The following is a 24,061-nucleotide window of genomic DNA, read 5'->3' as shown; positions in this document are numbered from 1 at the left end:
AGGCCGGAACCCGTGCCGTTTTGCCCGATAGCCGGGGAAAATTAACAACGATTAACTCGTCCGCGTCGGCTTCAGAGCCAAAACTCCACGGCAATGGAATGCATACGTCCGGAGGACGCTGCGATGAGCAAGGTAGTAGTGGTTTATCACAGTGGCTACGGGCACACCCGCGTCATTGCCCAGGCTGTGGCCCAAGGTGTGGAGCGCCACATGGGCAGCACCTGCCTGTTGCTGGCGGTAGAAGACGTGGAAGCCCACTGGGATGACCTGCATCGCGCCGACGCCATCATCTTCGGTGCGCCGACCTACATGGGCAGCGCTTCGGCGGCGTTCAAGCAATTCATGGAGGCCACGGCCTCGTTCTACCTCGCCCGGCCGTGGCGCGACAAACTCGCGGCGGGCTTCACCAACTCCGGCAGCCTGTGCGGCGACAAGCTCAATACCTTGCTGCAAATGGCGGTGTTTGCGGCCCAGCATTCGATGATCTGGGTCGGGCTCGATCTGTTGCCGGCGCGTGCGTGCGCAGGTGTTTTCGACGGGCAATTGAATCGCCTCGGCAGCTCCCTCGGCGCCATGTCCCAGTCCTGTGTCGAGCAACCGCCCGAGCAGGCGCCGCCGCTGGAAGACCAACAAACCGCCGCGCACCTGGGCGAGCGGGTGGCGCGACTGGCCCAGCGGATGGCTCGAGGGTGAAACCGCCTCAGCGGTTTTTCATGACCTGACAACGCCACGCAAACGGGTTGATCCCTTCGCTGCGGGTGAAGATGTGGCAGAAGTGCGCCTGATCGCAAAAGCCGCACTCCAGGCTGATCTGCGTGAGGCTGTGGTTGGTGTGTTGGATCAACTGCTTGGCTCGGGCAATGCGCTGGGTGCGGATCCAGTCTTGCGGCGAGTACCCTGTGCTGCATTTGAACGCCCGGGAAAAATGGCTGCGCGAGAGTGCGCAGGCATTGGCCAGTTCGGTGACTTCAAGGCTGTCGCCGAGGCGTTCGAGAATCAGCTGTTTCACCAGCCGTTCCCGTTGCGGGCTGAGGCCGCCAGTGCTGGGCTTGCGGGGTTCGCTGGCAGGGGCGAGGGCGACGGTTTGCTGTGAGTGAGCCATGGCCAAGGTCCGTGTCGGTGGGGAACGCACGGTCAGCGCTTTCCCTCAGGTCAAAAAAACAACGCTGCGCAGAGGGATTCATTGTTTGGCGAGGGGCGGGTGCTGACGAGTTAAACGTTGTTAATTCCACCGTCGGCTGCAACTCAGCACACCGCTGCAAGTCCCCATGACGGGAACCGGGCAGGATGGCGACGATTGGGGGCGGGCCATAAGGGGCCGCAGAATCGGGCTCGGGCGAGGGGCATGCAGATGAAAGATTTGGTACGCGGCGTAATCGGCTTGGCGTTGGTCGGTGTGATGTCCAGCGCCATGGCGCAGGCACCGCAGGTCGGCACGCAGGCGCCGGGTTATTTCCGGCTGGCGCTGGGCGATTACGAGGTGACGGCGCTGTTCGACGGCTACAACGATTTGTCGCCGAAGCTGTTGCAAGGCATGAGTCAAAGCCAGATTCGCGCGCTGCTGGCCCGGCGCTCGATTGAAACGCCGGGCGTGCAGACCGCGTTCAATGCGTTCCTGGTCAACACCGGCAAACAACTGATTCTCGTGGATACCGGCGCGGGCCAGTGCATCGGCGCCACCGCCGGCCAGCTCTCGGCGAACATGCAGGCAGCGGGTTACAAGCCTGAGCAGGTCGACGCGATTCTGCTGACGCACCTGCACCTGGATCACGTCTGTGGGCTGGTCGACGGCCAGCAACGGCCGATCTTTGCCAATGCCACGGTTTATGCAGCCAAGGCCGAAGCCGATTACTGGCTCGATCCGCAGGCCGAGGCCAAGGCGCCGGCCGGTGCCCGGGAGTTTTTCAAGATCGCCCAGGATTCCACTGCGCCTTACGTGGCGGCCGGGCGCTTCAAGACGTTCGCAGAGGGCCAGTCGCCTTTGCCGGGTGTGGTCGTAGCCACACTGGAAGCCGGGCACACGCCGGGCAGCACCACCTACCGCTTCACTTCGCAGAACCAGAGCATCGTGTTCATGGGCGACCTGGTGCACAACCTGGCGGTGCAGTTCGACCACCCGGAGGTGTCGATCCGCTTCGACGTCAACGGTCAGCAGGCGATCAAGAGTCGTAACGCCGTGTTCAGTGCAGCGGCGGCCAGCAAGACCTGGGTCACGGCCGCGCACTTGCCATTCCCGGGCATCGGCCACATCACGGCGGTCGACAAGCACTTCCAGTGGGTGCCGGTTGAATACGGCCCCTACAAACGCGCGGCCAAAGTGCCGCTGATCGAGTAAAGTTCCCACCTTTCACGTCAGGCTAAAACAAGGAAAACGTGCCCCATGAACCGTAACGATCTGCGCCGCGTCGACATGAACCTGCTGGTGATTTTCGAAGCGCTGATGTTCGAAAAGAACCTGACCCGCGTCGCCGAAAAACTGTTCATGGGCCAACCGGCAGTGAGCGCGGCGCTGGGGCGTCTGCGCGATCTGTTCGATGATCCGCTGTTGCTGCGCAATGGTCGGGGCATGGAACCGACGGCGCGGGCGCTGGCGATTCTCCAGGAGCTGCAACCGGCGATGGACGTGATTTCCGGCGCGGTCAGCCGGGCCAAGGAATTCGATCCGGCGACCAGTTGCGACGTGTTTCGCATCGGCTTGTCGGACGATGCCGAATTCGGTCTGTTCCCGCCGCTGCTGCGCCAGTTGCAGGAAGAGGCGCCGGGGATTGTCGTGGTGGTACGTCGCGCCAATTACCTGCTGATGCCGGGGTTGCTGGCATCGGGGGAGATCTCCGTCGGCGTCAGTTACACCACCGATCTGCCGGCCAACGCCAAGCGCAAGAAACTGCGTGACATTCCCTGCAAGGTCCTGCGCGGCGACAACCGCCCGGGCCCGCTGACGCTCGACGAATACTGCGAGCGGCCTCATGCGATGGTGTCGTTCTCCGGAGACCTGAGCGGCAACATCGACATGGACCTGGCCAAGGTCGGTCGCAGCCGCCGGGTGGTGCTCGGTGTACCTCAGTTCAGTGGCCTGCGCGCGCTGCTGGCCGGCACTGAGATGATCGCGACCGTGCCGGATTATGCGGCGTGTGCATTGGTCGAAGGGTGTGCGTTGCGGGCTGAAGATCCGCCGTTTCCGATTGATGCGGCGCAACTGTCGATGGCGTGGAGCGGGGTGCATGACAACGACCCGGCGGAGAAATGGCTGCGGTCGCGGATCAGTCAGTTCATGTCGGTGACGCTGGATATTCCGGCGGTTTAGCGCGGTGTTGAAAGGTGTTTAGCGTTACTTCCGGTAAGCCACAACGCCTTGCGCCTTTGCCTACGTGTACGCCAGAATCCGCCGGCTTGTGCGCTCTTGGGGTGGGTCTTATCGTTTCCGGGTCGCTGACGAATCAGCGATCGGGTCTCGCAGCCCGCGATCTCTGGACGCACAACATCCTCCGGTTTTATGGCGGCTGTACGTGGGAGACCTTCGGGTCTGCCGGTTCTAGAGTCCCGGTCTGCGACCCGCGTATGGCTGCCACCCCTTCGTATCGCAGCGAATCGTGGCCGCTCAATGACTCTGGAGATTCGCATGATCAAACCTACGCCAAACCCGCCTGAAACCGACACTACCTCGCCCTACGAAACCCTCGACTCCAAGAAATTCCACGAAGCCGCCGAACGCGCCCTCGATCATTACCTCAATCCGCTCCTCCCCAGAAAACCGCTGCTCAAACCCAACGCCCGCTACCTCATCGCTCCCGGCATCGACAGCGAAGAACTGCTGGCCGACGCCTGCGAAACCCTGACCTCGGCCAAGGTCATGGCCAATGACTTCGCCGGGCTGGTGGACGGCCCGCAGCGGCATGTGCTGTTGGGGATTGCGCAACTGATCATGCTGGGGGAACTGGCGGTGAATCGGGTGCTGGATAATCTGGAAGTGAAGACTGAGGCGTCCGCTGTAACCTGATCACCTAGTCACCCTGTTCACTTGCTCACCTGATCGTTCCCACGCAGAGCGTGGGAACGATCTACGTGGGAGCGATCGTTCAAGAGCAAAGAGAGCACACCCATCCAATTTCCCCCCCGGTCAATCGTTGCACCATGGCCTGCAATGATTGATCAAGGGTGGGCCCATGAACGCTGTACAACGCAATGACCAGGCGCAAGATCTCGGCCTGCTGTTCCTGCGGGTCGCCGGCGGACTGTTTCTGCTGTTCGTCCACGGCTTGCCCAAGCTGCTGGACTTCACCGCGCAGCTGCAACTGATCGAAGACCCGTTCCACCTCGGTGCCCACCTCACTTTGATTCTGGCGATCTTTGCCGAAGTCCTCTGCCCGCTGCTGATCGTCGCCGGGGTGCTGGCGCGTCTGGCGTGCTTGCCTATTCTCTTTGTGCTGCTGGTGGCGCTGCTGCTTGTGCATCCGCAATGGAGTGTGGCCGAAGGGCAGTTCGGCTGGTTGCTGTTGATCTTGTTTACCACTGTTTTGATCGCCGGGCCGGGACGGCTGGCGCTCAATGTTCGTTTGCCCGGAGTGCTCCGTTATGCCTGATGCCCAGACCCCGAAAAAACCGGGACCCGAAGAAACCGTGACGCTCATCGTCAAGCACCGGGTCAAGGCCGGTTTCGAACAGCCGTACGAAGCGTGGCTGCGCAATATCGTCAGCGTGGCGGGGCGCGAAGAAGGGCATCTGGGCGTGGACGTGATGCGCAGCCAGCAGGACGGGCTCGCGCTGTTCACCTGCGTGCTGCGTTATTGCTCGACCGACGCGATGCAGCGCTGGCTCGACTCGCCGCAGCGTCAGAAACTGATCGATGAAGCCGCGCCGATGCTCGCCGACGGCGATCAGACCGAAGTCAACGCAGCCAACGAATTCTGGTTCACGCCGACGGCCGAGGCCGGATCGCCGCCACCACGCTGGAAGCAGGCCGTGGTGACGCTGCTGGTGATCCTGCCGCACACCTTGCTGGTGCCGCTGATCTGGGGGCCGCTGCTGCAACTCAACGCCTTTCTCTCCAACTACGTGGTCGCCACGTTCCTGATCACCCTGACCATCGTGGTATCGGTGGTCTACGTGTTCATGCCGCCGGTGACCCGTCTGTTCGCGCCGTGGCTGGAAGCCGGTCAGTCACACAAACACCTCGATTCCAATGCCAATCCGCCGCGCTGAAGCGGCGGGTCCGGGCTCCGTTTCACTTATCTCGAAGGAACTGCGATGAACGCCGATCTGATTCTGTTCAATGGCCAATTTCATACGGTAGACCGCGAAAAACCCCTCGCCAGCGCCGTGGCAATCAAGGACGGGCGCTTCGTCGCCGTCGGTAACGATGCCGAGGCGATGGCGCTCAAGGGCGCCGGCACTCAAGTGGTCGACCTCAAGGGCCGCTGCGTGATTCCCGGCCTCAATGACTCGCACTTGCACTTGATCCGTGGCGGTCTGAACTACAACCTCGAACTGCGTTGGGAAGGCGTGCCGTCGCTGGCTGATGCGCTGCGCATGCTCAAGGATCAGGCCGACCGCACACCGACCCCGCAATGGGTGCGCGTGGTCGGCGGCTGGAACGAATTCCAGTTCGCCGAAAAACGCATGCCGACCCTCGAAGAAATCAACCAGGCCGCGCCGGACACCCCGGTGTTCATCCTGCACCTGTACGACCGTGCGCTGCTCAACCGCGCCGCGCTGCGCGTGGCCGGCTACACCCGCGACACGCCGAACCCGCCGGGTGGCGAGATCGTGCGCGATGCCAACGGCAACCCGACCGGCATGCTGGTGGCGCGGCCGAACGCGATGATTCTGTATTCGACGCTGGCCAAGGGGCCGAAGCTGCCGCTGGAGTATCAGGTCAACTCGACCCGTCAGTTCATGCGCGAACTCAATCGCCTCGGCCTGACCAGCGCCATCGATGCCGGCGGCGGTTTCCAGAATTACCCGGACGATTATCAGGTGATCGAACAGCTGGCCAAAGACGACCAGTTGACCGTGCGCATCGCCTACAACCTGTTCACCCAGAAGCCGAAAGAAGAGCTGACCGACTTCCAGAACTGGACCGGCAGCGTCAAGTTGCATCAGGGCGATGACTTCCTGCGCCACAACGGCGCCGGGGAAATGCTGGTGTTCTCGGCAGCGGACTTCGAAGACTTCCTCGAACCGCGCCCGGACCTGCCGCAGACCATGGAACAGGAATTGGAGCCGGTGGTGCGCCACCTGGTCGAGCAGCGCTGGCCGTTCCGTCTGCACGCCACCTACAACGAATCGATCAGCCGCATGCTCGACGTGTTCGAGAAGGTCAACCGCGACATTCCGTTCAACGGTTTGCCGTGGTTCTTCGATCACGCCGAAACCATCACCCCGCAGAACATCGAGCGGGTGAGGGCGCTGGGCGGCGGCATCGCGATTCAGGATCGCATGGCGTTCCAGGGCGAATACTTCGTTGACCGTTACGGCAAACAAGCCGCCGAAGCCACACCGCCAATCAAGCGCATGCTTGCCGAAGGCGTGCCGGTCGGCGCGGGCACCGATGCCACTCGGGTGTCGAGCTACAACCCGTGGACTTCGCTGTACTGGATGGTCAGCGGTCGCACCGTTGGCGGTCTGGCGCTGTACGAAGAAGGTTTGCCACGCAGCACCGCGCTGGAACTGTTCACCCATGGCAGCGCCTGGTTCTCGTCCGAGCAGGGCAAGAAGGGCCAGATCAAGGTCGGGCAACTGGCGGACCTGGCAGCGCTGAGCGCGGACTTCTTCAGCGTCGAAGAAGAAGCGATCAAGTGGATCGAGTCGGTCATGACCGTGGTTGGCGGCAAGATCGTGTACGCCGCCGGCGACTTCGAAGACCTCGGCCCACGTTCATTGCCGGTGCTGCCGGACTGGTCGCCGGTAGTGAAAGTCCCTGGCCACTGGCGCCCGAATTCGCCCTTGCAGGCCCAGGTGCACCAGTGCAGCGGCCCGTGCGCAGTGCATACCCACAGCCATGAAAAAGCGCGGATGTCGAATGCGCCGGTCAGCGATTTCGCCGGTTTCTGGGGCGCGTTCGGCTGTTCCTGCTTCGCGTTCTGATCCTTTTGAAAAAAGCGCCGCTCTGCGTGAGCGGCGCTCCCCGCAACAACCATCCATCGAGGAGTTTCACATGAGCAACGTTCCTTACAAACGCTTGAACAAAGACGATGCCGTTGTGCTGTTGGTCGACCACCAGACCGGTCTGATCTCGCTGGTGCAGGATTTCTCGCCGAACGAGTTCAAGAACAACGTGCTGGCCCTGGGCGACATCGCCAAGTTCTTTAACCTGCCAACCATCCTCACCACCAGCTTCGATTCCGGCCCGAACGGCCCGATCGTGCCTGAGCTGAAAGAGCAATTCCCGGACGCACCGTTCATTGCCCGTCCTGGCCAGATCAACGCCTGGGACAACGAAGACTTCGTCAAGGCCATCAAGGCTACTGGCCGCAAGCAACTGATCATCGCCGGTGTGGTGACTGACGTGTGCGTGGCGTTCCCGACCCTGTCGGCCATCGCTGAAGGCTTCGAAGTGTTCGTGGTCACCGACGCTTCCGGCACCTTCAACACCACCGTGCAACAAGCGGCGTGGGCGCGTATGTCGGCTGCCGGCGCACACCTGCTGAACTGGTTTGCTGTGGCCTGCGAGCTGCAGGGTGACTGGCGCAACGACATGGAAGGCCTGGCGAATCTGCTGTCGCAGCGCCTGCCGAACTACCGCAACCTGATCAACAGCTACACCAAGTTCACTGCCAAGTAAGCTTGTAACGAAGAGGCCCGCCAAAATGGCGGGCCTCTTTTTGCCTTCAGAAAAGGGCTCAGCGCTTTTGCAACCAGCCCAGAAATCCACCTTTTTTCACCGGTGCCGGTTTGGCCATCAACGCCAGCCGACTGTTCTGCTGCCTTACCGCCTGCAACTTGTTCAACGCCCGACCCACTTCACTGCGCTGTTCCATGCACTGGCGAGTCAGGTTCTTGTCGAGGCGATAAATGATCGAAGACGTCAGTGCGGTAAACGTCGCTTGCGAAGGCGTGTCCGCGAGGATGCTTTGCTCACCCATGACCTCACTCGGCCCCATGCGTCCGGCCTCGGTGAAACCATTGCCATCCGGCACGCTGGCGCTGACCACACCGGTAGCGATCACGAACAGGCTGTCCGGCACTTCCTCCAGATCGAGCACCACCTGCCCGGCGCTGTACTGCTGCGCGACCATCGATTCGGCGAGGCGATCGCGTTCCTCGTGGCTCAGCGAGCGGAAGATTTTCACTTCATCGAGCAACGCGCGAGCGCGGGTAGAAGGTTCGATCACACCGTCCGGGTGCCGCGAAATGCCAGCCGCTTCAAGGTGCCGGTGGGCGAGGTCGAACAATTGATTGCGCACCTCGCTTTTCTTGCCCAGTTCGGCGATGAACCCGCTGGCCACGTATTCCGACATTTCGTCGCCGGCCTCTTTCAGCACCGCTTTCGGCGCGGGCGTCAGCAACAGACTGCTGCTGCCTTGCAGCGTGCGCTCGAGGGCGTCGAGCACCCGGCGCGGGCGGATGTGGTTCGGCACCTTGATGCTGATCGACACGCCGTGCAGGTTGTTCGGGCGGCTGAGGTTGACGATCTTGGCCTTGGCCGCCACCGAGTTCGGCACCACGGCCAGAGTGCCGGTGCTGGACAGCAGGTGCGTGGCACGCCAGTTGATGTCGAGCACCTTGCCTTCGACACCATCGATGACCACCAGATCATCCACCTGATACGGCTTGGTGGTGTTGAGCACGATGCCGGAAAACACGTCGGCCAAGGTGCTTTGCAGCGCCAGACCAATGACGATCGCCACCACCCCGGAAGTCGCCAGCAGGCCTTTGACCGGCAGATCCAGCACATAACCGGCCGCTGCGACGATGGCCGCCAGAAACACCAGCGCACCGATCACGTCCTGCAGCAGGCGGCCGCTGTGACCGATGCGGCGCATCAGGATCAGACCGATGACTTCGGTCAGCACCCGCGCGGCGTACAGCCACCAGAGAATCCCCAGTGCCGTCGCCCCGAGCTGCGCCACCGGGTCGTCGGCAAACAGCGGCGCCTGCAACGGGCTGACGCCGGCGTTGATGGCCAGCGCGTTGAAGGCCAGGAACAGCACCAGTCGCACGGCGACCCGTTGCGCGCGATGCTTGAACGGTGCGAGGTGCCAGAGCAAGGTGTCGAGCACCAGCAGCAGAGCGCTCCAGGACAGCAGGTGGGCAGAAAAAAGGCTCATGAGGTGAACTCCGGCGGACACAAAAGAAAACGCCACACCCGAAGGTGTGGCGAGGGGTTGCACTCAGTTCAGGTGGGTCTTGAGTTCTGCCGCTGCCTGGCGCACGGCGGCCTTCACCTCAGGAATACCGTTCAGCGGGTTGAGCAGGCCGAAGTCGTGAATCATCCCGTTGTAGCGCACCGAGGTCACCGGCACGCCAGCCGCGTCGAGGTGGCGGGCGTAGCCTTCGCCTTCGTCACGCAGCACGTCGAACTCGGCGGTCTGCACCAGCGCGGCGGGCAGGCCCTTGAGCTGTTCGGCGCTGGCGTTGAGCGGCGAGGCATGGATCTGCGCACGCTCGGCCGGGTTGGTGGTGTAGTTGTCCCAGAACCACTGCATCATGCCTTTGGTCAGGAAGTGGCCTTCGGCGAATTGCTGGTACGAGCCGTTATCGAACCCGGCGTTGGTCACCGGCCACATCAGCAACTGAAAGCGCAGGGCCGGGGTTTTCTGTTCCTTGGCCATCAACGCTACAACCGCTGCCATGTTGCCACCGACGCTGTTACCGGCCACCGCCAGACGCTTGCCGTCGACACCGATGTCCTTGCCGTGCTCGGCCACCCATTTCGTCGCGGCGTAAGCCTGATTGATCGCGGTCGGGTACTGCGCTTCCGGCGACGGCGTGTAATCGACGTACACCGCCACCGCGCCAGAGCCCACCACCAGATCACGAATCAGGCGTTGGTGCGTCGGGAAGTCGCCCAACACCCAGCCGCCACCGTGGAAGAACATGAACACCGGCAACTCGCCTTTGACCTTGGCTGGACGCACCACCTTCAGGTTGATCGTCTGGCCGTCGACCTTGATCGCCTTGTCGCTGACTTCAACGCCGGACAGGTCAACCTTCACCGAAGCCTGGGCGCCGGTCAGCACCGCACGGGCGTCTTTCGGGCTCAGTTGCTCGAGCGGTTTGCCACCGCCGGCGGCGAGGGCGTCGAGGAAGGCCTGAGTGTTGTGTTCGACGCCAGTGCTTTCGGCGGCGAAGGCGTTGCCGATGGACAGGGCGAGCAGGGAAGCGGCGAGGGTTTTCTTGATGTTCATGTGCAATTCCTTTTTAAGTCGTTTGAGTTTTTGTATGCCTTGGGATCGGGCTGCTGTGGCGCTGGGCTTCAGGCCTCAGCAACACCGTGAGCACAGATTAATGAGGTGCCGGAAAGTGAAAAAGCGGCTATAAAGCGTTTAACTGTCAACCAGAGAGTGACAATGAACCCGTTCGAAGACATGCGTATTTTTTGCCAGGTGATGGACTCCGGCAGCTTCACGGCGGCGGCCGATCAGTTGGGCCTTTCCAAGCAGTTCGTCAGCCGTCGGTTGATGCAACTGGAGGAGCGCCTCGGCGTGCGATTGCTCAACCGTTCGACCCGGCGCCTGGACGTGACGCCGCTGGGCCAGAGCTATTACGAGTCGGCGCTGCGTTTGCTCGGTGAAGTCGAGTCGGTGGAGCAGGGCATCGCCGGGCAGACTGCCGAGCCGCGCGGGGCGATTCGCGTGAGTGCGCCGCTGTCGTTTGCGTTGGCCCATCTGGGCTGTCTGCTGCCGCCGTTTCTGCAGCGTTATCGCGAGGTCACGGTGGAGGTGGACTTGAGCGACCGGCCGGTGGATCTGCTGGGCGAGGGTTACGACCTGGCGCTGCGCATTGGCGTACTGGAGGACTCGACCCTGATCGCCCGACGCATCGCGTCAATCGAACGGGTGTACTGCGCCAGTCCTGCTTATCTGGCCGAGCGCGGTGCGCCGGTCAGACCGGAAGATCTGCTGGGCCACGACTGTCTGCCTTACGGCCACGGTCGTTCGGTGCAGTGGCGGTTCAACGCGGGGCAGGGCAAGCCGCTGCTGGTGAATGTCACCGGGCGGATGCGCGTCAACAACGGTGAGTTGCTGCGGGATGCGGCGGTGGCGGGGATGGGGATTACCTATCTGCCGACGTTCATTGTCGGCGCGGCGCTGAAGGATGGGCGGCTGGTGCCGGTGCTGGACGAGTTTCGGCCGGAACCGCTGACGCTGTCGGCGGTGTACCCGCAGCATCGTCAGGCATCACGGCCGGTGCAGGCGTTGATCGAGTTTTTGCGCGAGCGGCTGGATCAGAATCATGTCGCTCTCTAGGTTTTTTGGTGAACTGGTGGGCACCGATGAGCCCTGTGGGAGTCGGGCTTGCCCGCGATAGCGGTGGGTCAGTCAGTGATGCTTTAACTGACCAGGCCTCATCGCTGGCAAGCCAGCTTCCACAGGGATTGCGGTGCTTTCAGTTCGGGTCAGTTGGCGCGCTTGTCATCGCCAGGCTCGCCGCCGACATGCACACCGCGATCATCGCCCGGTTGGCCGGCTGCATGCAGGCCATGGTCATCACCGATTTCACCGGCACGATGTACGCCATGGTCATCGCCGACTTCACCGGCACGATGTACGCCATGGTCATCACCGATTTCACCGGCGCGATGCACGCCATGGTCATCACCGACCTCTCCGGACCGATGTACACCATGGTCGTCGCCGGGTTCAGAATGCGTGCCGCTGCGACCCGATGACGCCGTGTTGCCGGAATGGCCCGAGCCGTGGTCACTGCCGCTGTGGCCACTGTTGCCACCGCCGCCACTGCCGCTGTTGCCGCCACTGCCGCTGCCGCCGTGACCACCACCATTGCCACCGCTGCCGCCGCCTCCATTACCGCCAGCACCGCCACCGCTGCCGCCGCCTCCATTACCGCCACCACCGCCTCCGCTACCGCCCCCTCCATTACCGCCGCCACCCCCACCGTTACCACCGCCGCCCCCGCCGCTTCCTCCACCACCACTTCCCCCTTCCTTGGCCTGAACACTCGACACCCCGGACAGGTTGTCCGGAATCAGTACGGTAGACGCCGACAGGACTGCGCCGATGGCCATTGCGAGCACGAGCTTTTGAATGTGCATATCGTTCTCCGTCTTTGTTGTCTTGATTGGGAACGTGGATGTGGCTTGTTGCGTGTGATCCGACCCGTTCCCGAGGTCAGTGGATACTCGAAGCCAGTTCGAAGATCGGGATGTACATCAGGATTACGATCACCCCGATCAACAGGCCGATGAAAGTCATGAGCAGCGGTTCGAACAGACGCACGAACCACTCGATCCAGCGGCTGATTTCCTCGTCGTAGAAATCGGCGCTGCGTTCCATCATTTGCCCGAGGTTGCCCGACTGCTCGCCAGCGCGCAGCAGGCGCAGGGACACGGGCGTCACCAGCCGGTTGAGCTCAAGGGCAGCGGACAACGATTGCCCCTCGCGCACCCGCTCGCAGGCCTGGTCCAGCCGCGCTCGCGAGGCCACGGTGAGCAGGCCACGCACCATGCCCATGGCCGTCACCAGCGGAATTCCGCCTTGCAGCAGAATCCCCAGTGACCGGTAAAACCGCGCCAGCTCATACATGAAAATCCGCTGGTGCACGGCAGGCAGTTTCTCCACCAGCCGATCCAGCCCACGGCGAAACGCCGGTTGTTTCTGCAGCACGGCGAGGGCGATGACGATTGTCGCCAACAGGCCGAAAAACTCACCCTGATGCGCATGCAAAAACATGCCGCTGCTCATCAGGATCTGCGACAGCCACGGCAGGTTCGAGCCCAGCCCTTCGAATACCAGGCTGAAGCGCGGCACCACATAGCCCATCAGAAACAGCACCACGCCACCGCCGACCACCAGCAACAGCAGCGGGTAGATCGAAGCGCTGACGATCTTCTGCCGCACCTCGTCCATGCGCTGGCGATAGCTCACGTAACGGCCCAGCGCATCGCCGACCGCGCCGGTCTTCTCGCTGGACTGTACCAGCGCCACGTACAACGGCGGGAACACCGCCGACAACTGGCCGAGCGCCTGGGAGAACGATTTGCCCTCGTACAGCAGCCGCACCAGCTCACTCAAGGTTTTGCGGGCGGCGGGGGCGGTTTCTTTTTCGGCCAGGCTCTCCAGCGCATCGATCAGCGGCAGGCCGGCGTTGAGCAGGGTAGTCAGTTCCTGGCTGAACAGCACCAGGTTGAAGGTTTCTCGCTTGCTCAGGCGCAACGAACGCCAGTGCCTCTCGGCGTGCAGGCTGACCACACGCAAGCCCTGATCCTCGGCGATGCGCCGCGCTTCGCTCTGGCCGGGCGCCTCGACGCTCAGCGACACCACCCCGGCCTTGCCCACTGCTTTGAGTTGAAATCGCATGCCGTGAGCTCCGCTTATTGCCAGTTGGTGACTTCGGCGTTTTCGCCTTCGCCGCCGGGCTGGCCGTCCTTGCCCATCGAGAGCAGGTCGTACTCGCTGTTTTCGCCGGGATAGCGGTAGGTGTAGTTACGCCCCCACGGATCCTGCGGCAGTTTTTTCTGCAAGTACGGGCCGGTCCATTTGGCTTCGTCGCTCGGTGCGGTCACCAGCGCCTGCAAGCCCTGTTCGGTGGACGGGTAGTGGCCGACCTCCAGTCGATAGAGATCCAGCGCCTTGCTCAGGCCTTCGATCTGCGCCTTGGCGACCTTCACCTCGGAACGCCCCAGCTGGGCGAAATATTTGGGCGCGACGATCCCGGCCAACAGGCCGAGCACCACCAGCACCACGAGCAATTCGAGCAGGGTGAAACCGCGTTGGGCACGCGGACGAAATTGCAGCTTCATGATGACCTCCCGTGAGTGGCAGCCGTGTTGCCACAAGGGCTTATGCAATTGCCATGCTCAGCCTCCGATAAATTCGGCTGTCGGGCTGGAGCCCTTGTATTACGGGCTTTTCCAGAGTCGGCACAGTGCTTGCGTACGGCTGATCAACGACGGGTCAGTGGGGCATTTCCCCCAATTTTTCGGGGCCTGTCAGGGGAGGCCCAATGATCCATTCATTCACTGCAGGACTGCTCGGCTGCGTGCTGTCGGTCGGTGTCGCGCAAGCCGATGTCTTCGTTTCCATGGACGCCAAGGGCAGCTACGTGCTGTCCAACGTCCACCGTCCCGGACGCACTTACGAGCGGGTGATTCGCGAGTCCGATGCGCCGCTGGTCAGCCTTGACCGGCAACCGCAATTGATCGCCAACCAGCCCTACGCCGAGCTGGTGTCAGCGGCGGCCAGCGCCAATCACCTGCCCGAGGCTTTGCTGCACGCGGTGATCAAGTCCGAATCCAATTACAACCCCGGTGCCACCTCGCCCAAGGGCGCCGGCGGACTGATGCAATTGATGCCCGACACCGCCCGCGAGCTGGGGGTGAAAGATGTCTACGACCCCAAGGCCAACATCCAGGGCGGGGCCAAATACCTCAAGCGCCTGATGACCCTGTTCGACAACGACATCGCCCTGGCCGTAGCGGCCTACAACGCCGGGCCTGACGCGGTGCTCAGCCGCGGCCGGGTGATTCCTCCGTTCGCCGAAACCCAGCGCTATGTCCCGAGCGTGCTGCGTCAGTACCGGCGCCTGCAGGGGCTGGCGGTGGATGCACCGTTGTAAAGGATGTCCCCGGTTTCCCCACTTTCGGGGCAAACCCGAGGGCCCGGAAAAGTGGGGAAACGGGTGGGGAATATCCCCCGGATTCTCAAGTGACCTGTGTAACCGTTTGAGTTGGAACGACATTTTTTGTGGCACGCGGATTGCTCCAAGGGGTTTATCGAGAATCGTTCCCTGTGAGCACCCACTACGAGGTTTCCGATCATGGTTGGCATTCACCACGCACCGCCCCTGTTGAACTGGTTGCTGTTGCTGGTCTCGATGCTCAGCGTCGAACTGGCCAGCGCCGCCGTGCGCTGCGAGCGCAATCTGGTGGCCAATGTAGTCGCCTTCGATCAACCGCTGATGTTCAACCGCCTCGGTGCGCAGAATGCCAACGGCATGATGTACGCCTTGCGCCGCGATGTGGTCGATGACCATGACGTCTCGCTGGCCTATGGCGGCAGCGCGGTACCGGGCAAGGTCTCGCTGCGTGCCGACAAGCGTCCACGGCCGCTGGTGCTGCGGGTGGCCGCCGGTGATTGCCTGACGATCAACCTGCAGAACCTGCTCGATTATCAGGCCAACCCGAACAAGCATTTCGAAGGGCCTGAAGGCGAGGAGGGCACCGTGAACCCCGGTGGCGCCGATGCCTTCAAGGTCGACGAGCAGGTCGCCGACCGCCATGTCGGCTTCCAGGTCAACGGCCTGCAAGCGGTGAACAGTATCGATGACATTTCTTCCTACACTGGGCGCAACGCCAACACCCTGGTGCCGCCGGGCGCGAGCCGTTCGTACGTGCTGTACGCCGAGCGCGAAGGGGCGTTTGCCGTCAGCAGCCGTGGTGCGACATTCGGCGGGGAAGGCGCGGCCGGCAACACCGCCAATGGCCTGTTCGGTCAGGTCGTGGTGGTGCCGAAGTCGGGACGCACCTATCGCAATACCCTCACCGAAGAAGAAATGCGTCTGGCCACCACCGGCCGCACACCGGCCGGTCACCCGATCGTCGATTACCAGGCCCGCTACCCGCAGCGCGAACCGTGGCTGCGTGAAGGCAAGGCCGGCACGCCGATCATCAGCATGGTCGACGGCAACGAAATCATCTCCAGCGAAAGCGACGCGATCGTCATGGGCAGCAATGCCGATGGCAGTTTCGCGCCCAGCACCTATCCGCTGGAATCGGTGGGCAAACGCAACCCGGCGATCCCCAATCGCCTCGAGCCGTTTCGCGATTTCGCCTCGCAGTTCCAGGACGAAACCGCCGCCACCCAGGCATTCCCCGCCTACTGGGCCGACCCGGTCATGGCCCATGTGCTGGAGCCGACCCGCGACTCGTTCATGATCAACTACGGTTCCGGCGGCATGGGGGCTGAAGTGGTCGCCAACCGCCTCGGCGTGGGGCCGATGCACGATTGTCTGTCGTGCGCCTACGAAGAATTCTTCCTCAGCTCGCACACCGTCGGTGACGTGGCGATGCTGGTGGATGTGCCGGCCAACACCGGGCTTGAGAACATCGCCCCTGGCCAGACACCGAGCGCCGATCAGGTCGGCGTCAAGGCCACCATGGCCCTGTATCCGTCGGAGCCGTCGAACGTCAACCACAGCTACATCGGTGACTTCGTCAAATTCCGCAACACCCACAACGGCCACGAACAGCACATCTTTCACCTGCACGGCCATCAGTGGCTGTTCAACCCCAACGACGACAACTCCGATTACGTCGATGCCCAAGGCATCGGCCCAGGCGCCGGCTATACCTACGAAATCGCCAACGGCGGCTCCGGCAACCGCAACCGGGTGGCCGGCGATGCGATCTATCACTGCCACTTCTACCCGCATTTCGCCCAAGGCATGTGGTCGATGTGGCGGGTGCACGATGTGTTCGAAGAAGGCACCCGGCTGGAAGTCTCGCAACAGGGCGCCGATGGTTATCACAGCGAACCTTACGCACTGCGCAGCGGTAAACCGGCTGCCGGTGCCCGCGCCTTGCCGGATGGCGAGATCATTGCCGGCACGCCGATTCCTGCCGTCGTGCCGCTGCCCGGCAAAGCGATGGCGCCGATGCCGGGCAAAGTGGTGGTGGTGCCGAAAATCGGTGAAACCCTGGTCGCCGGCCACGATGACGACGATGAGGAAGAAGAGGGCGATGACGACGGCGAACACCATGGCGGCAACGGTGGTTCGCAAGCCATTGGTTCCCTGGCACTGGTCGATCGTAGCGAAGCCAACCGCAACGCCGATGGCAGCCTGAAAAACCCTGGCTATCCGTTCTGGATCGGCGGCATGGAAAGTTCGGTCGGTCAGCGTCCGCCAACCCCACCGCTGGACATGCTCGACGCCGCCACCGCGCAATCGTTGAAAGCCAGCGGCAAAGCGCTGTGGGCGAACCTCGATCCGAATCAGTCCGGCGGCTGGGATGGCGGCTTGCAGCGTCACGCCCTCGACGGGGTGGCGGCCGGAGGCGAGGCGCACACCGTGACCACCGCGCTGGACTTCTCCAAGGAAGTCACCCGCGCCAAGCCGATCTACCTGCCCGAAGAAGGCACGGAAGTGGAACAGGCGGCGATGGCGTTCCACGCGAAAAAGGATCACCCAAGCTTTGCCTTGCTGCCCGGCAACCAGATCGTGGCCAAGGCCTTCCGCACCAACGGCGCCTTGCCGATGGCCGGTGCGCCGTACTACGAACCGTGCATGGACGACCGGCAAAAACGCCTGACCAGCAGCGCCGGCAGCGGTGAATTCGCCAGCGGTGACCGGCTGGACGGCATGTCCTTCGTCGGCGCCTCGACTTTCACCGCCGACCGGCCACGGATCTACAAGGCCGCCAACATCCAGTTCGACGCGGTCTACAACAAGGTCGGTTATCACTTCCCGCAAGCGCGGATTCTGGCGTTGTGGGAAGACGCCTGGCCGGTGATCACCAAGCAGCGTCCGCCAGAGCCGCTGGTGATGCGCATGAACACCTTCGACTGCGTGCAATACCAGCAAACCAACCTGGTGCCCGCCACCTACGAGATGGACGACTATCAGGTGCGCACGCCGACCGACGTGATCGGCCAGCACATTCACCTGCCGAAGTGGGACCTGACGTCCGCCGACGGTTCCTCCAACGGCTGGAACTACGAGGACGGCGTGCTCTCCCCAGGTGCCGTTCAGGAACGCATTCACGCGATCCGTGAATTCAACCAGTGCGAGGGCACCGACCCGCGCGACGGCACCCAGGCGTGCCCGAAAGCCAAGGCGCATCCTTTCTTCGGTCAGTTCGGGCGCAGTGACTGGATGGGCGCGCGCACGGCCATGCAACGCTGGTTCGTCGACCCGGTGGTCAACGCCAAGGGCGTGGATCGGGGGCTGGGCACCATCTTCACCCACGACCACCTCGGCCCATCGACTCACCAGCAGATCGGCCTGTATGCCACGGTGCTGGCGGAACCGGCCGGTTCCACCTGGTTCCACGCCGAAACCGGCGAGCCTCTGTACAGCGGCGCGCGCCAGGACGGCGGGCCGACCTCGTGGCAGGCGGTGATCAACACCGGCGACCTCGACGGCGACGGCAAGAACGACAGCTTCCGTGAGTTCTTCCTCGAATACAGCGACTTCCAGCACGCCTATGAAGCCGGTGTGTACGTGGGCGCCGGCCCCAACGGCGTGCCGAATCCGCAAGCCTTCCCGGCCACCGCCGACAGCTTCCGCTACGCGATCAACCCGCCGGTGCGCAACAACGCCAGCACTCTGCTCGAAGGCGTATTGGAAGTGCAGGGCGGTCAAGTGCCGGGCTGCCCGAGCCGGCCTTGCCCGCAAGCGATCTCCGTGGATGATCCGGGCATGTTCGTCGTCAACTATCGCAACGAGCCGCTGGCCCTGCGGGTCTACGACCCGAACAAGGTCGGTCCGGACGGCAAGCGCGGCATGCAGGCCGACGGCCTCGGCGGCGATTTGGCCTATGCCATGCAAAGCCGTACGGACCGGGCGATCCCGGCGATGAACCTGGCGCCGAACCTGGTGACGGCTGCCACCGGCCCGACCGGCGGCACCACGCTGTTCCCGCCGCACATCAACAAGGGTGGCAGCGAACCGGGCGATCCGTTCACCCCGATGCTGCGCACCTACACCGGCGACAACGTGCGTCTGCGGGTGCATGCCGGCGGCCACGAGGAAGAGCACAACGTCACCCTGCACGGTGTGAAGTGGCTGCAGAGCGGTTCCGGTTTCGGCAACAGCTCCAACTCCGGCTGGCGCGCCTCGCAGATGATCGGCATCTCCGAACAGATGGGCTTCATCGCACCGGTGTCGATGCTGTCCAGCTCTGCGGCGACCACCGGTGACTATCTGTACTCGATGGACGCTTCGATCGAAGGCTACTGGAGCGGGATCTGGGGCGTGATGCGCAACTACACGGCCAAACGCAATGACTTGTTCGCCATCCCCAACAATCCGAATCCGGCCGGCATGCGCAACACCGTGGCGTTCGAAGGCAGTTGCCCACGGATCAGCGCCAACCCCAACGGCATCGGCACCCGGCCGACGGTGCAGCGCAACTATGAAGTGGTGGCGGCGCTGGCCAACGACATCCTCGGCAATTCGCTGGGCCTGAGCATCGGCGATTCGGCCGGGCTCGGTCAGCATGTCGGCGGGCCGCTGAATCCGGCAGGCGGCACCCTGGTGCTGAACTCGCGCACGGTGAGCATCCCGCAAGTCACGGTGACCGATCCGGAGGACGGCGAGACCATCACCATCGGTGGCCAGAGCGGGCCGCTGCATGATCCGACGGCGATCTTGTACGTGCGCAAATCCGACCTCGATCCGGTCAGCGGCAAGCTCAAACCCGGCATTCCGGTCGAACCGCTGGTGCTGCGCGCAGCGGCCGGGGACTGCATCAACATCACCCTGGAGAACCGGCTGCCGAGCGTAATGCCCGACCTGACCCAGACCGCCGTGATGCAGGGCATCGTCAAACGTGATCGCAACAGCGGATTGGGCTCGACCACTTTCAGCAATAACCTGATGCGGCCGTCCAGTCACGTGGGGTTGCACGCCCAACTGCTGGCCTACGACATCACCAAATCCGACGGCACCAACGTCGGCGCCAACCCGACTCAGACCGTGCCGCCACGGGTTGGCAGCAGCGGCGCCTACCCGACCCGTACCTATCAGTACTACGCCGGGCACCTGGAGCGTGAAGGCAAACCGGTCACGCAACTGGGCCGCAGTGTCGACAACATCAACGCCACGGCCGTGGAGTTCGGTGGCCTGAACTTCACCCCGGCGGATGTGATCAAGCAACCGCAAAAAGGTCTGGGTGGGGCGATGAGCATCCTGCCGATCGGCGCGACCTGGGTCGACGATGCGCGCAAGGTCAACGCCACGGTCACCGCACCGGGGCAGACGACTTACCGCGACTTTGCGATGGTCTGGCACAAGGCGCTGAACACCCGCTGGGCCAATGGCCGGCCGGTCGAAGGCATCGCTGCCGAGGGCTTCGGTGTGCCGACCGATCCGCAGGACAACTCGAGCATGGCCATCAACTACAAGACCGAACCGCTGTGGTATCGCTTCGGCCTCGCTCCGGATGCGCCGTTCGGCCATGCCGATGGCGCGGGTTACGGCGACATGACCAACGCGCACATGGCCTACAGCAATGCGCTGGTGGGCGGCGATCCGCAGACGCCGGTGCTGTATGCCAAGCCGGGTCAGCCGTTCCGCACGCACATCCTGATGCCGAGCGGCGGCAGTCGCGGCACGACGTTCCAGCTCGACGGACACGTCTGGTCGCTCAACCCGTTCCAGGCCGAGAAGAGCGACACCGGTGGCTACCCGATGGGCACGCCGGGCGTGGGTTCGGTGCGCTTCGGCTACAACCCGATGTCGATGTACATCGGCGCTCACGAAAGCATCCTGCCGGCGGCGCACTTCAGCTTCATGATCCCGAGCGCCGGGGGCAGCAACGCGATACCGGGGGACTACCTGTTCCGCGATTACGGCGCCTATGGCAACACCTCGGGGCTGTGGGGATTGCTGCGGGTGACCAATGAGCCGGAGCCGGCGCCGCCTGCTCAGTAGGTGCCAATGCGCGACCTGTGGGAACCGGTGAACCCGCTCCCACAGGTGGGGACAGGATTTGTAGGGGAGAGCGACATGAACAGGATCATCAACATCATCGGCGTCTGCCTGCTGGCCATGGCCGGCGCGCTGCTCACGCTGAGCGAGATTGCCTTGGCGCAAACCGGCGCCGGGCAGGTGCTGACCCGCGACGGCGTGTCGATCACCTTCGATCTGAAGCCGCTGGCCAGCGACGGCCAGTTGCGTGAGGGCGAGTTTGCCGACGTGCAATTTCGCGTCACCGACGGCGCCTCCGGCCAGCCGTTGTCCGGTGTGGCACCGGGGGCGTGGATCGATCCGCAAGCCGTCGCCGCCGACCAGGCCCAGGGCCGTGACCAGAGCTGCAAGTCGCGGGTCGGCACGTTCCTCAAGTCCAACATCGGCGCGCGGCCGCTGCTCGACCTCAACAGCTATTTCCTGCTGGTGATGAACCGCGATGCCAGTGTTTCGGTGGTTGATCCGTCCGTCTCGGTCGGCGGCATTACCAGCACCCTGGCGCGGATCGAACTCAAGCAATCGCCGATGGACTGGGTCACGCCCAAGGACAACAAAAAGGTCTTCGTGTCGATGCCGACGGCGGGGGAAGTGGCGGTGATCGACAGCGAGCAATTCAAGGTCATCGACTCGGTGGCCGCCGGCAGCCAACCGGTGCGGGTCGCCCTGCAACCGGACGAGCGCCTGCTGTGGGTCGGCAACAACGCGAGCAAGGCTGAAGAGTCCGGCGTTACGGTGATCGACACCCAGAGCCTCAAGCCGCTGAAACACTTGGCGACCGGACGCGGCCACCATGAAATCACCTTCAGCAAGGACAGCCGTTTCGCCTTCGTCAGCAACCGCGACGACGGCACCCTGAGCGTCATCGACGTCGCCAGCCTGAGCCTGCTGCAACAGATCAAGACCGGCTCCAGCCCGTTGTCGGTGGCGTATTCGCCGTTGTCCGGCGCGGTGTACGTGGCCGATGGCAAGGACGGCACCGTCACCGTGATCGACAGCAACAGCCGCGCCGTGAGGCGGGTGATCAAGCTGCAACAGGGCCTCGGCCCGATGGGCTTCAGCGCCGACGGCCGTTTTGGCGTGGTGCTGAACACGGTGGAAAACCGCGCCACAGTCATCGACGCGGCCAACGATTCGGCGATCCATGACCTGGAGGTTTCAGCCGAACCCTATCAAGTGGTGTTCACCCAGGCGTATGCCTACGTGCGCGGACTGGCCTCGCCGAAAGTCACCATGATCAACCTGTCTTCGCTGGGCGAAGGGCGTCAGCCGATTACTCAGGGTTTTGAAGCCGGGCCGCAGCCGCCACGGCTGGCCGGGGATCTGCCGCTGGCATCGAGCCTCGCGGTATCGCGCGATGACAACGCGGTGTTCGTGGTCAACCCGGTGGACAACACCACCTATTTCTACGCCGAAGGCATGAACGCGCCGATGTCCGGTTACCCCAACCGGGGGCAAATCGCCCGCGCCGCGCTGGTGATCGACCGCAGCCTGCGCGAAGTGTCGCCGGGGCTCTACAGCGCCCGGGTCAAGCTGCCAGCGGCGGGGCGCTTCGACGTGGCGTTCCTGCTCAACCAGCCGAACATCATTCATTGCTTCACCGCCCAGGTAGCGTCCGACGGCGCGCCGGAAAAACACCTGGGGGCGGCAAAAGTCGAGTTCCTGCTGGACAAGACCGCCGTGGCCCTCAACGACCCCTACGTGGTGCGGTTCCGCATCGTCCAAGGCAAACAGAAGACCCAACGCAGCGGCGTGACCGACGTGCAGTTGCGCTACTTCCTCGCGCCGACTTCCCGGCCCCGTGAAGTGGCGGCACTGGAAGTCGCCGACGGCGTGTACGAAGCACCGGTGACCCTCGACCGCAGCGGCGCCTGGTACCTGCACGTGCGCGCGGCCTCGCTGGGCGCCGGTTTCGACGACAAGACCTTTGCCAGTGTCCGGGTGCTGCCCGGCCAGACTCAGTGACGAGGAAACGACCATGAACCGATTTGCATCCCGTGGCCTGCTGACCCTGTGCCTGTTGGCCGTCGGTATCCAGCAGGCCAGCGCCCACTCGGCGGACGAGCATGCCGGCCACACCGCACCGGCCGCCAACAGCCAGGAGCACGCCCAGGTCAAGTTCGCCGACGTGCCGCTGCTCGACCAGAACGGCAAGACCGTGCACCTGGAGCAGGATCTGGTGCACAACAAGATCGTGGTCATGAGTTTCATCTACACCAGTTGCACCACGGTCTGCCCGGTGGTCTCGTCAATCATGGGCAAGGTGCAGAAACAGCTCGGTGCCCGGGTCGGCGCGGAAGTGCAGCTGGTGTCGATCAGCATCGACCCGCAGCGCGACGACCCGAAACGCTTGCAGGATTACGCCCGCACCTTCCAGAAAGGCCCGGGCTGGAGCTGGCTGACCGGTTCGCCGCAATCAATCAGCGCCACCCTCAAGGGCCTCGGCAGTTTCAGCGGCGACTTCAAGAATCACCAGCCGCTGATCCTCGTCGGTGACGGCAACAGTCGCCACTGGACGCGCTATTACGGCTTCACCGACCCGGCATTGCTGGCCAAGGAAGTCGAAAAACTCAGCGGCCTGCGCACTCACGCTAAACACACCGCGATTGCCATGGAGCAACAACCATGAGAACCCTGGACTGGCTCACCCTGACAGTGTGTTTCTGGATTTTCAGCGCCATGGCCCTGGCTCACGAAGGCCACGAACAACCGGCACCGGCAACGACCAGCGCTGTGCCCGCACCGGCGAAAGGCACCCACGACGCGAAAACCTGGTTCACCGACACGCCGCTGCTGGATCAGAACGGCGACGTCCAGCGTTTCTACAGCGATGCGCTGCACAACCGCGTGGTGCTGCTCAACGTGATCTTCACCAGTTGCAATGACGCCTGCCCGCTGATCACCCGCAAGCTCAAGGAAGTCCGCGAGCTGCTGGGCGACAAGGCCGACGGCATCACCTTTATTTCCCTTACCAGTGATCCGCTGCGCGACACGCCGGCGGTGCTCAAGGCTTACACCTTGAAGCAGGGCGCCGATGACCCTCACTGGCTTTTCCTTACCGGCGACAAGGCGCAGATGGACCTGGTGCTGGGCCGCATCGGCCAGATCGTGCCGACGCCCGAGCAGCACTCGACCCAGTTGATCGTCGGCGATGTGGCCAACAAACGCTGGAGCAAAATCCGTCCCGACGCCCCGGCCGCCGCCATTGCCCAGCGCTTGCAGCTGCTGACAATGCCCGTGGCCGGCCGCTGAGTCC

20 protein-coding genes are annotated in these 24,061 nt (G+C 63.4%); 14 read left to right on the top strand and 6 right to left on the bottom strand.

Annotation, left to right across the window (positions count from 1 at the left end):
• Window positions 1–123 precede the first annotated feature (123 nt).
• The gene (locus tag JKA62_RS09915; protein ID WP_064378889.1) at window positions 124–693 is read left to right on the top strand and encodes a flavodoxin family protein; all 570 of its coding nucleotides are present in this window, start codon (window positions 124–126) and stop codon (window positions 691–693) included.
• 7 nt (window positions 694–700) lie between these two features.
• Here the strand turns inward: JKA62_RS09915 and JKA62_RS09910 are convergent, their stop codons facing one another.
• The gene (locus JKA62_RS09910; RefSeq protein WP_064378890.1) at window positions 701–1,102 is read right to left on the bottom strand and encodes a helix-turn-helix domain-containing protein; all 402 of its coding nucleotides are present in this window, start codon (window positions 1,100–1,102) and stop codon (window positions 701–703) included.
• A 249-nt stretch (window positions 1,103–1,351) separates the two neighbouring features.
• Between JKA62_RS09910 and JKA62_RS09905 the strand changes: the two genes are divergently transcribed.
• From JKA62_RS09905 to ycaC, 7 genes are all read left to right on the top strand, one after another.
• A complete protein-coding gene (locus tag JKA62_RS09905) occupies window positions 1,352–2,335 on the top strand; it encodes an MBL fold metallo-hydrolase (protein WP_201817638.1) in 984 nt (327 codons plus the stop codon).
• Between the two features lie 45 nt (window positions 2,336–2,380).
• Window positions 2,381–3,304: a LysR family transcriptional regulator gene (locus tag JKA62_RS09900; RefSeq protein ID WP_011333412.1), complete on the top strand. Its 924-nt coding sequence runs from the start codon at window positions 2,381–2,383 to the stop codon at window positions 3,302–3,304.
• Window positions 3,305–3,619: 315 nt separating this feature from the next.
• A complete protein-coding gene (locus JKA62_RS09895) occupies window positions 3,620–3,997 on the top strand; it encodes a DUF6124 family protein (RefSeq protein ID WP_201817635.1) in 378 nt (125 codons plus the stop codon).
• 166 nt (window positions 3,998–4,163) lie between these two features.
• Window positions 4,164–4,580: a DoxX family protein gene (locus JKA62_RS09890; RefSeq protein ID WP_074687718.1), complete on the top strand. Its 417-nt coding sequence runs from the start codon at window positions 4,164–4,166 to the stop codon at window positions 4,578–4,580.
• Window positions 4,573–5,199 carry an antibiotic biosynthesis monooxygenase gene (locus JKA62_RS09885; protein ID WP_201817634.1) on the top strand — a complete coding sequence of 209 codons (627 nt, stop codon included), beginning with the start codon at window positions 4,573–4,575 and terminating at the stop codon, window positions 5,197–5,199. Before JKA62_RS09890 ends, JKA62_RS09885 begins: the two co-directional genes overlap by 8 nt.
• Before the next feature lie 45 nt (window positions 5,200–5,244).
• Complete coding sequence (locus JKA62_RS09880) at window positions 5,245–7,083, top strand: amidohydrolase (protein ID WP_011333416.1); 1,839 nt, start codon at window positions 5,245–5,247, stop codon at window positions 7,081–7,083.
• A gap of 70 nt (window positions 7,084–7,153) precedes the next feature.
• Entirely contained in the window at window positions 7,154–7,780 is a 627-nt protein-coding gene (gene ycaC, locus JKA62_RS09875; protein ID WP_011333417.1) for an isochorismate family cysteine hydrolase YcaC, read from the top strand.
• Window positions 7,781–7,838: 58 nt separating this feature from the next.
• Here ycaC and JKA62_RS09870 read toward each other — a convergent pair whose 3' ends face one another.
• Together JKA62_RS09870 and JKA62_RS09865 are read right to left on the bottom strand one after the other, a co-directional pair.
• Window positions 7,839–9,266, bottom strand: coding sequence for a mechanosensitive ion channel family protein (locus tag JKA62_RS09870; protein ID WP_011333418.1), 1,428 nt, complete (start codon window positions 9,264–9,266; stop codon window positions 7,839–7,841).
• Between the two features lie 63 nt (window positions 9,267–9,329).
• A complete protein-coding gene (locus JKA62_RS09865) occupies window positions 9,330–10,346 on the bottom strand; it encodes an alpha/beta hydrolase (protein ID WP_007956098.1) in 1,017 nt (338 codons plus the stop codon).
• 162 nt (window positions 10,347–10,508) lie between these two features.
• Here JKA62_RS09865 and JKA62_RS09860 point away from each other — a divergent pair, with 162 nt between their 5' ends.
• Window positions 10,509–11,408 carry a LysR family transcriptional regulator gene (locus JKA62_RS09860; protein ID WP_011333419.1) on the top strand — a complete coding sequence of 300 codons (900 nt, stop codon included), beginning with the start codon at window positions 10,509–10,511 and terminating at the stop codon, window positions 11,406–11,408.
• 149 nt (window positions 11,409–11,557) lie between these two features.
• Here the strand turns inward: JKA62_RS09860 and JKA62_RS09855 are convergent, their stop codons facing one another.
• The 3 genes from JKA62_RS09855 to gspG all read right to left on the bottom strand — a co-directional run bounded on the left by JKA62_RS09855 (window position 11,558) and on the right by gspG (window position 13,921).
• Window positions 11,558–12,214 carry a hypothetical protein gene (locus tag JKA62_RS09855; RefSeq protein WP_236676494.1) on the bottom strand — a complete coding sequence of 219 codons (657 nt, stop codon included), beginning with the start codon at window positions 12,212–12,214 and terminating at the stop codon, window positions 11,558–11,560.
• Between the two features lie 76 nt (window positions 12,215–12,290).
• A complete protein-coding gene (locus JKA62_RS09850; RefSeq protein WP_201817631.1) occupies window positions 12,291–13,478 on the bottom strand; it encodes a type II secretion system F family protein in 1,188 nt (395 codons plus the stop codon).
• Window positions 13,479–13,492: 14 nt separating this feature from the next.
• Window positions 13,493–13,921: a type II secretion system major pseudopilin GspG gene (gene gspG, locus JKA62_RS09845; RefSeq protein WP_011333421.1), complete on the bottom strand. Its 429-nt coding sequence runs from the start codon at window positions 13,919–13,921 to the stop codon at window positions 13,493–13,495.
• A 203-nt stretch (window positions 13,922–14,124) separates the two neighbouring features.
• On the opposite strand from gspG, the gene JKA62_RS09840 reads away from it, so the two are divergent.
• The 5 genes from JKA62_RS09840 to JKA62_RS09820 all read left to right on the top strand — a co-directional run bounded on the left by JKA62_RS09840 (window position 14,125) and on the right by JKA62_RS09820 (window position 24,057).
• Entirely contained in the window at window positions 14,125–14,736 is a 612-nt protein-coding gene (locus JKA62_RS09840) for a lytic transglycosylase domain-containing protein (protein ID WP_011333422.1), read from the top strand.
• A 201-nt stretch (window positions 14,737–14,937) separates the two neighbouring features.
• On the top strand, window positions 14,938–20,772 hold the full coding sequence (mnxG, locus tag JKA62_RS09835) for a manganese-oxidizing multicopper oxidase MnxG (RefSeq protein WP_201817630.1): 5,835 nt from the start codon (window positions 14,938–14,940) through the stop codon (window positions 20,770–20,772).
• Window positions 20,773–20,847: 75 nt separating this feature from the next.
• A complete protein-coding gene (locus tag JKA62_RS09830) occupies window positions 20,848–22,770 on the top strand; it encodes a YncE family protein (RefSeq protein ID WP_201817629.1) in 1,923 nt (640 codons plus the stop codon).
• A gap of 13 nt (window positions 22,771–22,783) precedes the next feature.
• Window positions 22,784–23,434, top strand: a complete 651-nt coding sequence (locus JKA62_RS09825; RefSeq protein ID WP_011333425.1) for an SCO family protein — start codon at window positions 22,784–22,786, stop codon at window positions 23,432–23,434.
• Complete coding sequence (locus JKA62_RS09820; protein WP_011333426.1) at window positions 23,431–24,057, top strand: SCO family protein; 627 nt, start codon at window positions 23,431–23,433, stop codon at window positions 24,055–24,057. The genes JKA62_RS09825 and JKA62_RS09820 overlap by 4 nt, the downstream gene beginning before the upstream one ends.
• Window positions 24,058–24,061 lie beyond the last annotated feature (4 nt).

The sequence above is a fragment of the Pseudomonas sp. B7 genome, from assembly GCF_016735645.1.
GTDB lineage: Bacteria > Pseudomonadota > Gammaproteobacteria > Pseudomonadales > Pseudomonadaceae > Aquipseudomonas > Aquipseudomonas glycinae.
This window is presented reverse-complemented; position numbering and strand designations above follow the sequence as displayed.

Coding starts and splice junctions, on each gene's coding strand:
- JKA62_RS09915 (WP_064378889.1), top strand. CDS start 124: ATGAGCAAGGTAGTAGTGGTTTATCACAGTGGCTACGGGCACACCCGC.
- JKA62_RS09910 (WP_064378890.1), bottom strand. CDS start 1,102: ATGGCTCACTCACAGCAAACCGTCGCCCTCGCCCCTGCCAGCGAACCC.
- JKA62_RS09905 (WP_201817638.1), top strand. CDS start 1,352: ATGAAAGATTTGGTACGCGGCGTAATCGGCTTGGCGTTGGTCGGTGTG.
- JKA62_RS09900 (WP_011333412.1), top strand. CDS start 2,381: ATGAACCGTAACGATCTGCGCCGCGTCGACATGAACCTGCTGGTGATT.
- JKA62_RS09895 (WP_201817635.1), top strand. CDS start 3,620: ATGATCAAACCTACGCCAAACCCGCCTGAAACCGACACTACCTCGCCC.
- JKA62_RS09890 (WP_074687718.1), top strand. CDS start 4,164: ATGAACGCTGTACAACGCAATGACCAGGCGCAAGATCTCGGCCTGCTG.
- JKA62_RS09885 (WP_201817634.1), top strand. CDS start 4,573: ATGCCTGATGCCCAGACCCCGAAAAAACCGGGACCCGAAGAAACCGTG.
- JKA62_RS09880 (WP_011333416.1), top strand. CDS start 5,245: ATGAACGCCGATCTGATTCTGTTCAATGGCCAATTTCATACGGTAGAC.
- ycaC (WP_011333417.1), top strand. CDS start 7,154: ATGAGCAACGTTCCTTACAAACGCTTGAACAAAGACGATGCCGTTGTG.
- JKA62_RS09870 (WP_011333418.1), bottom strand. CDS start 9,266: ATGAGCCTTTTTTCTGCCCACCTGCTGTCCTGGAGCGCTCTGCTGCTG.
- JKA62_RS09865 (WP_007956098.1), bottom strand. CDS start 10,346: ATGAACATCAAGAAAACCCTCGCCGCTTCCCTGCTCGCCCTGTCCATC.
- JKA62_RS09860 (WP_011333419.1), top strand. CDS start 10,509: ATGAACCCGTTCGAAGACATGCGTATTTTTTGCCAGGTGATGGACTCC.
- JKA62_RS09855 (WP_236676494.1), bottom strand. CDS start 12,214: ATGCACATTCAAAAGCTCGTGCTCGCAATGGCCATCGGCGCAGTCCTG.
- JKA62_RS09850 (WP_201817631.1), bottom strand. CDS start 13,478: ATGCGATTTCAACTCAAAGCAGTGGGCAAGGCCGGGGTGGTGTCGCTG.
- gspG (WP_011333421.1), bottom strand. CDS start 13,921: ATGAAGCTGCAATTTCGTCCGCGTGCCCAACGCGGTTTCACCCTGCTC.
- JKA62_RS09840 (WP_011333422.1), top strand. CDS start 14,125: ATGATCCATTCATTCACTGCAGGACTGCTCGGCTGCGTGCTGTCGGTC.
- mnxG (WP_201817630.1), top strand. CDS start 14,938: ATGGTTGGCATTCACCACGCACCGCCCCTGTTGAACTGGTTGCTGTTG.
- JKA62_RS09830 (WP_201817629.1), top strand. CDS start 20,848: ATGAACAGGATCATCAACATCATCGGCGTCTGCCTGCTGGCCATGGCC.
- JKA62_RS09825 (WP_011333425.1), top strand. CDS start 22,784: ATGAACCGATTTGCATCCCGTGGCCTGCTGACCCTGTGCCTGTTGGCC.
- JKA62_RS09820 (WP_011333426.1), top strand. CDS start 23,431: ATGAGAACCCTGGACTGGCTCACCCTGACAGTGTGTTTCTGGATTTTC.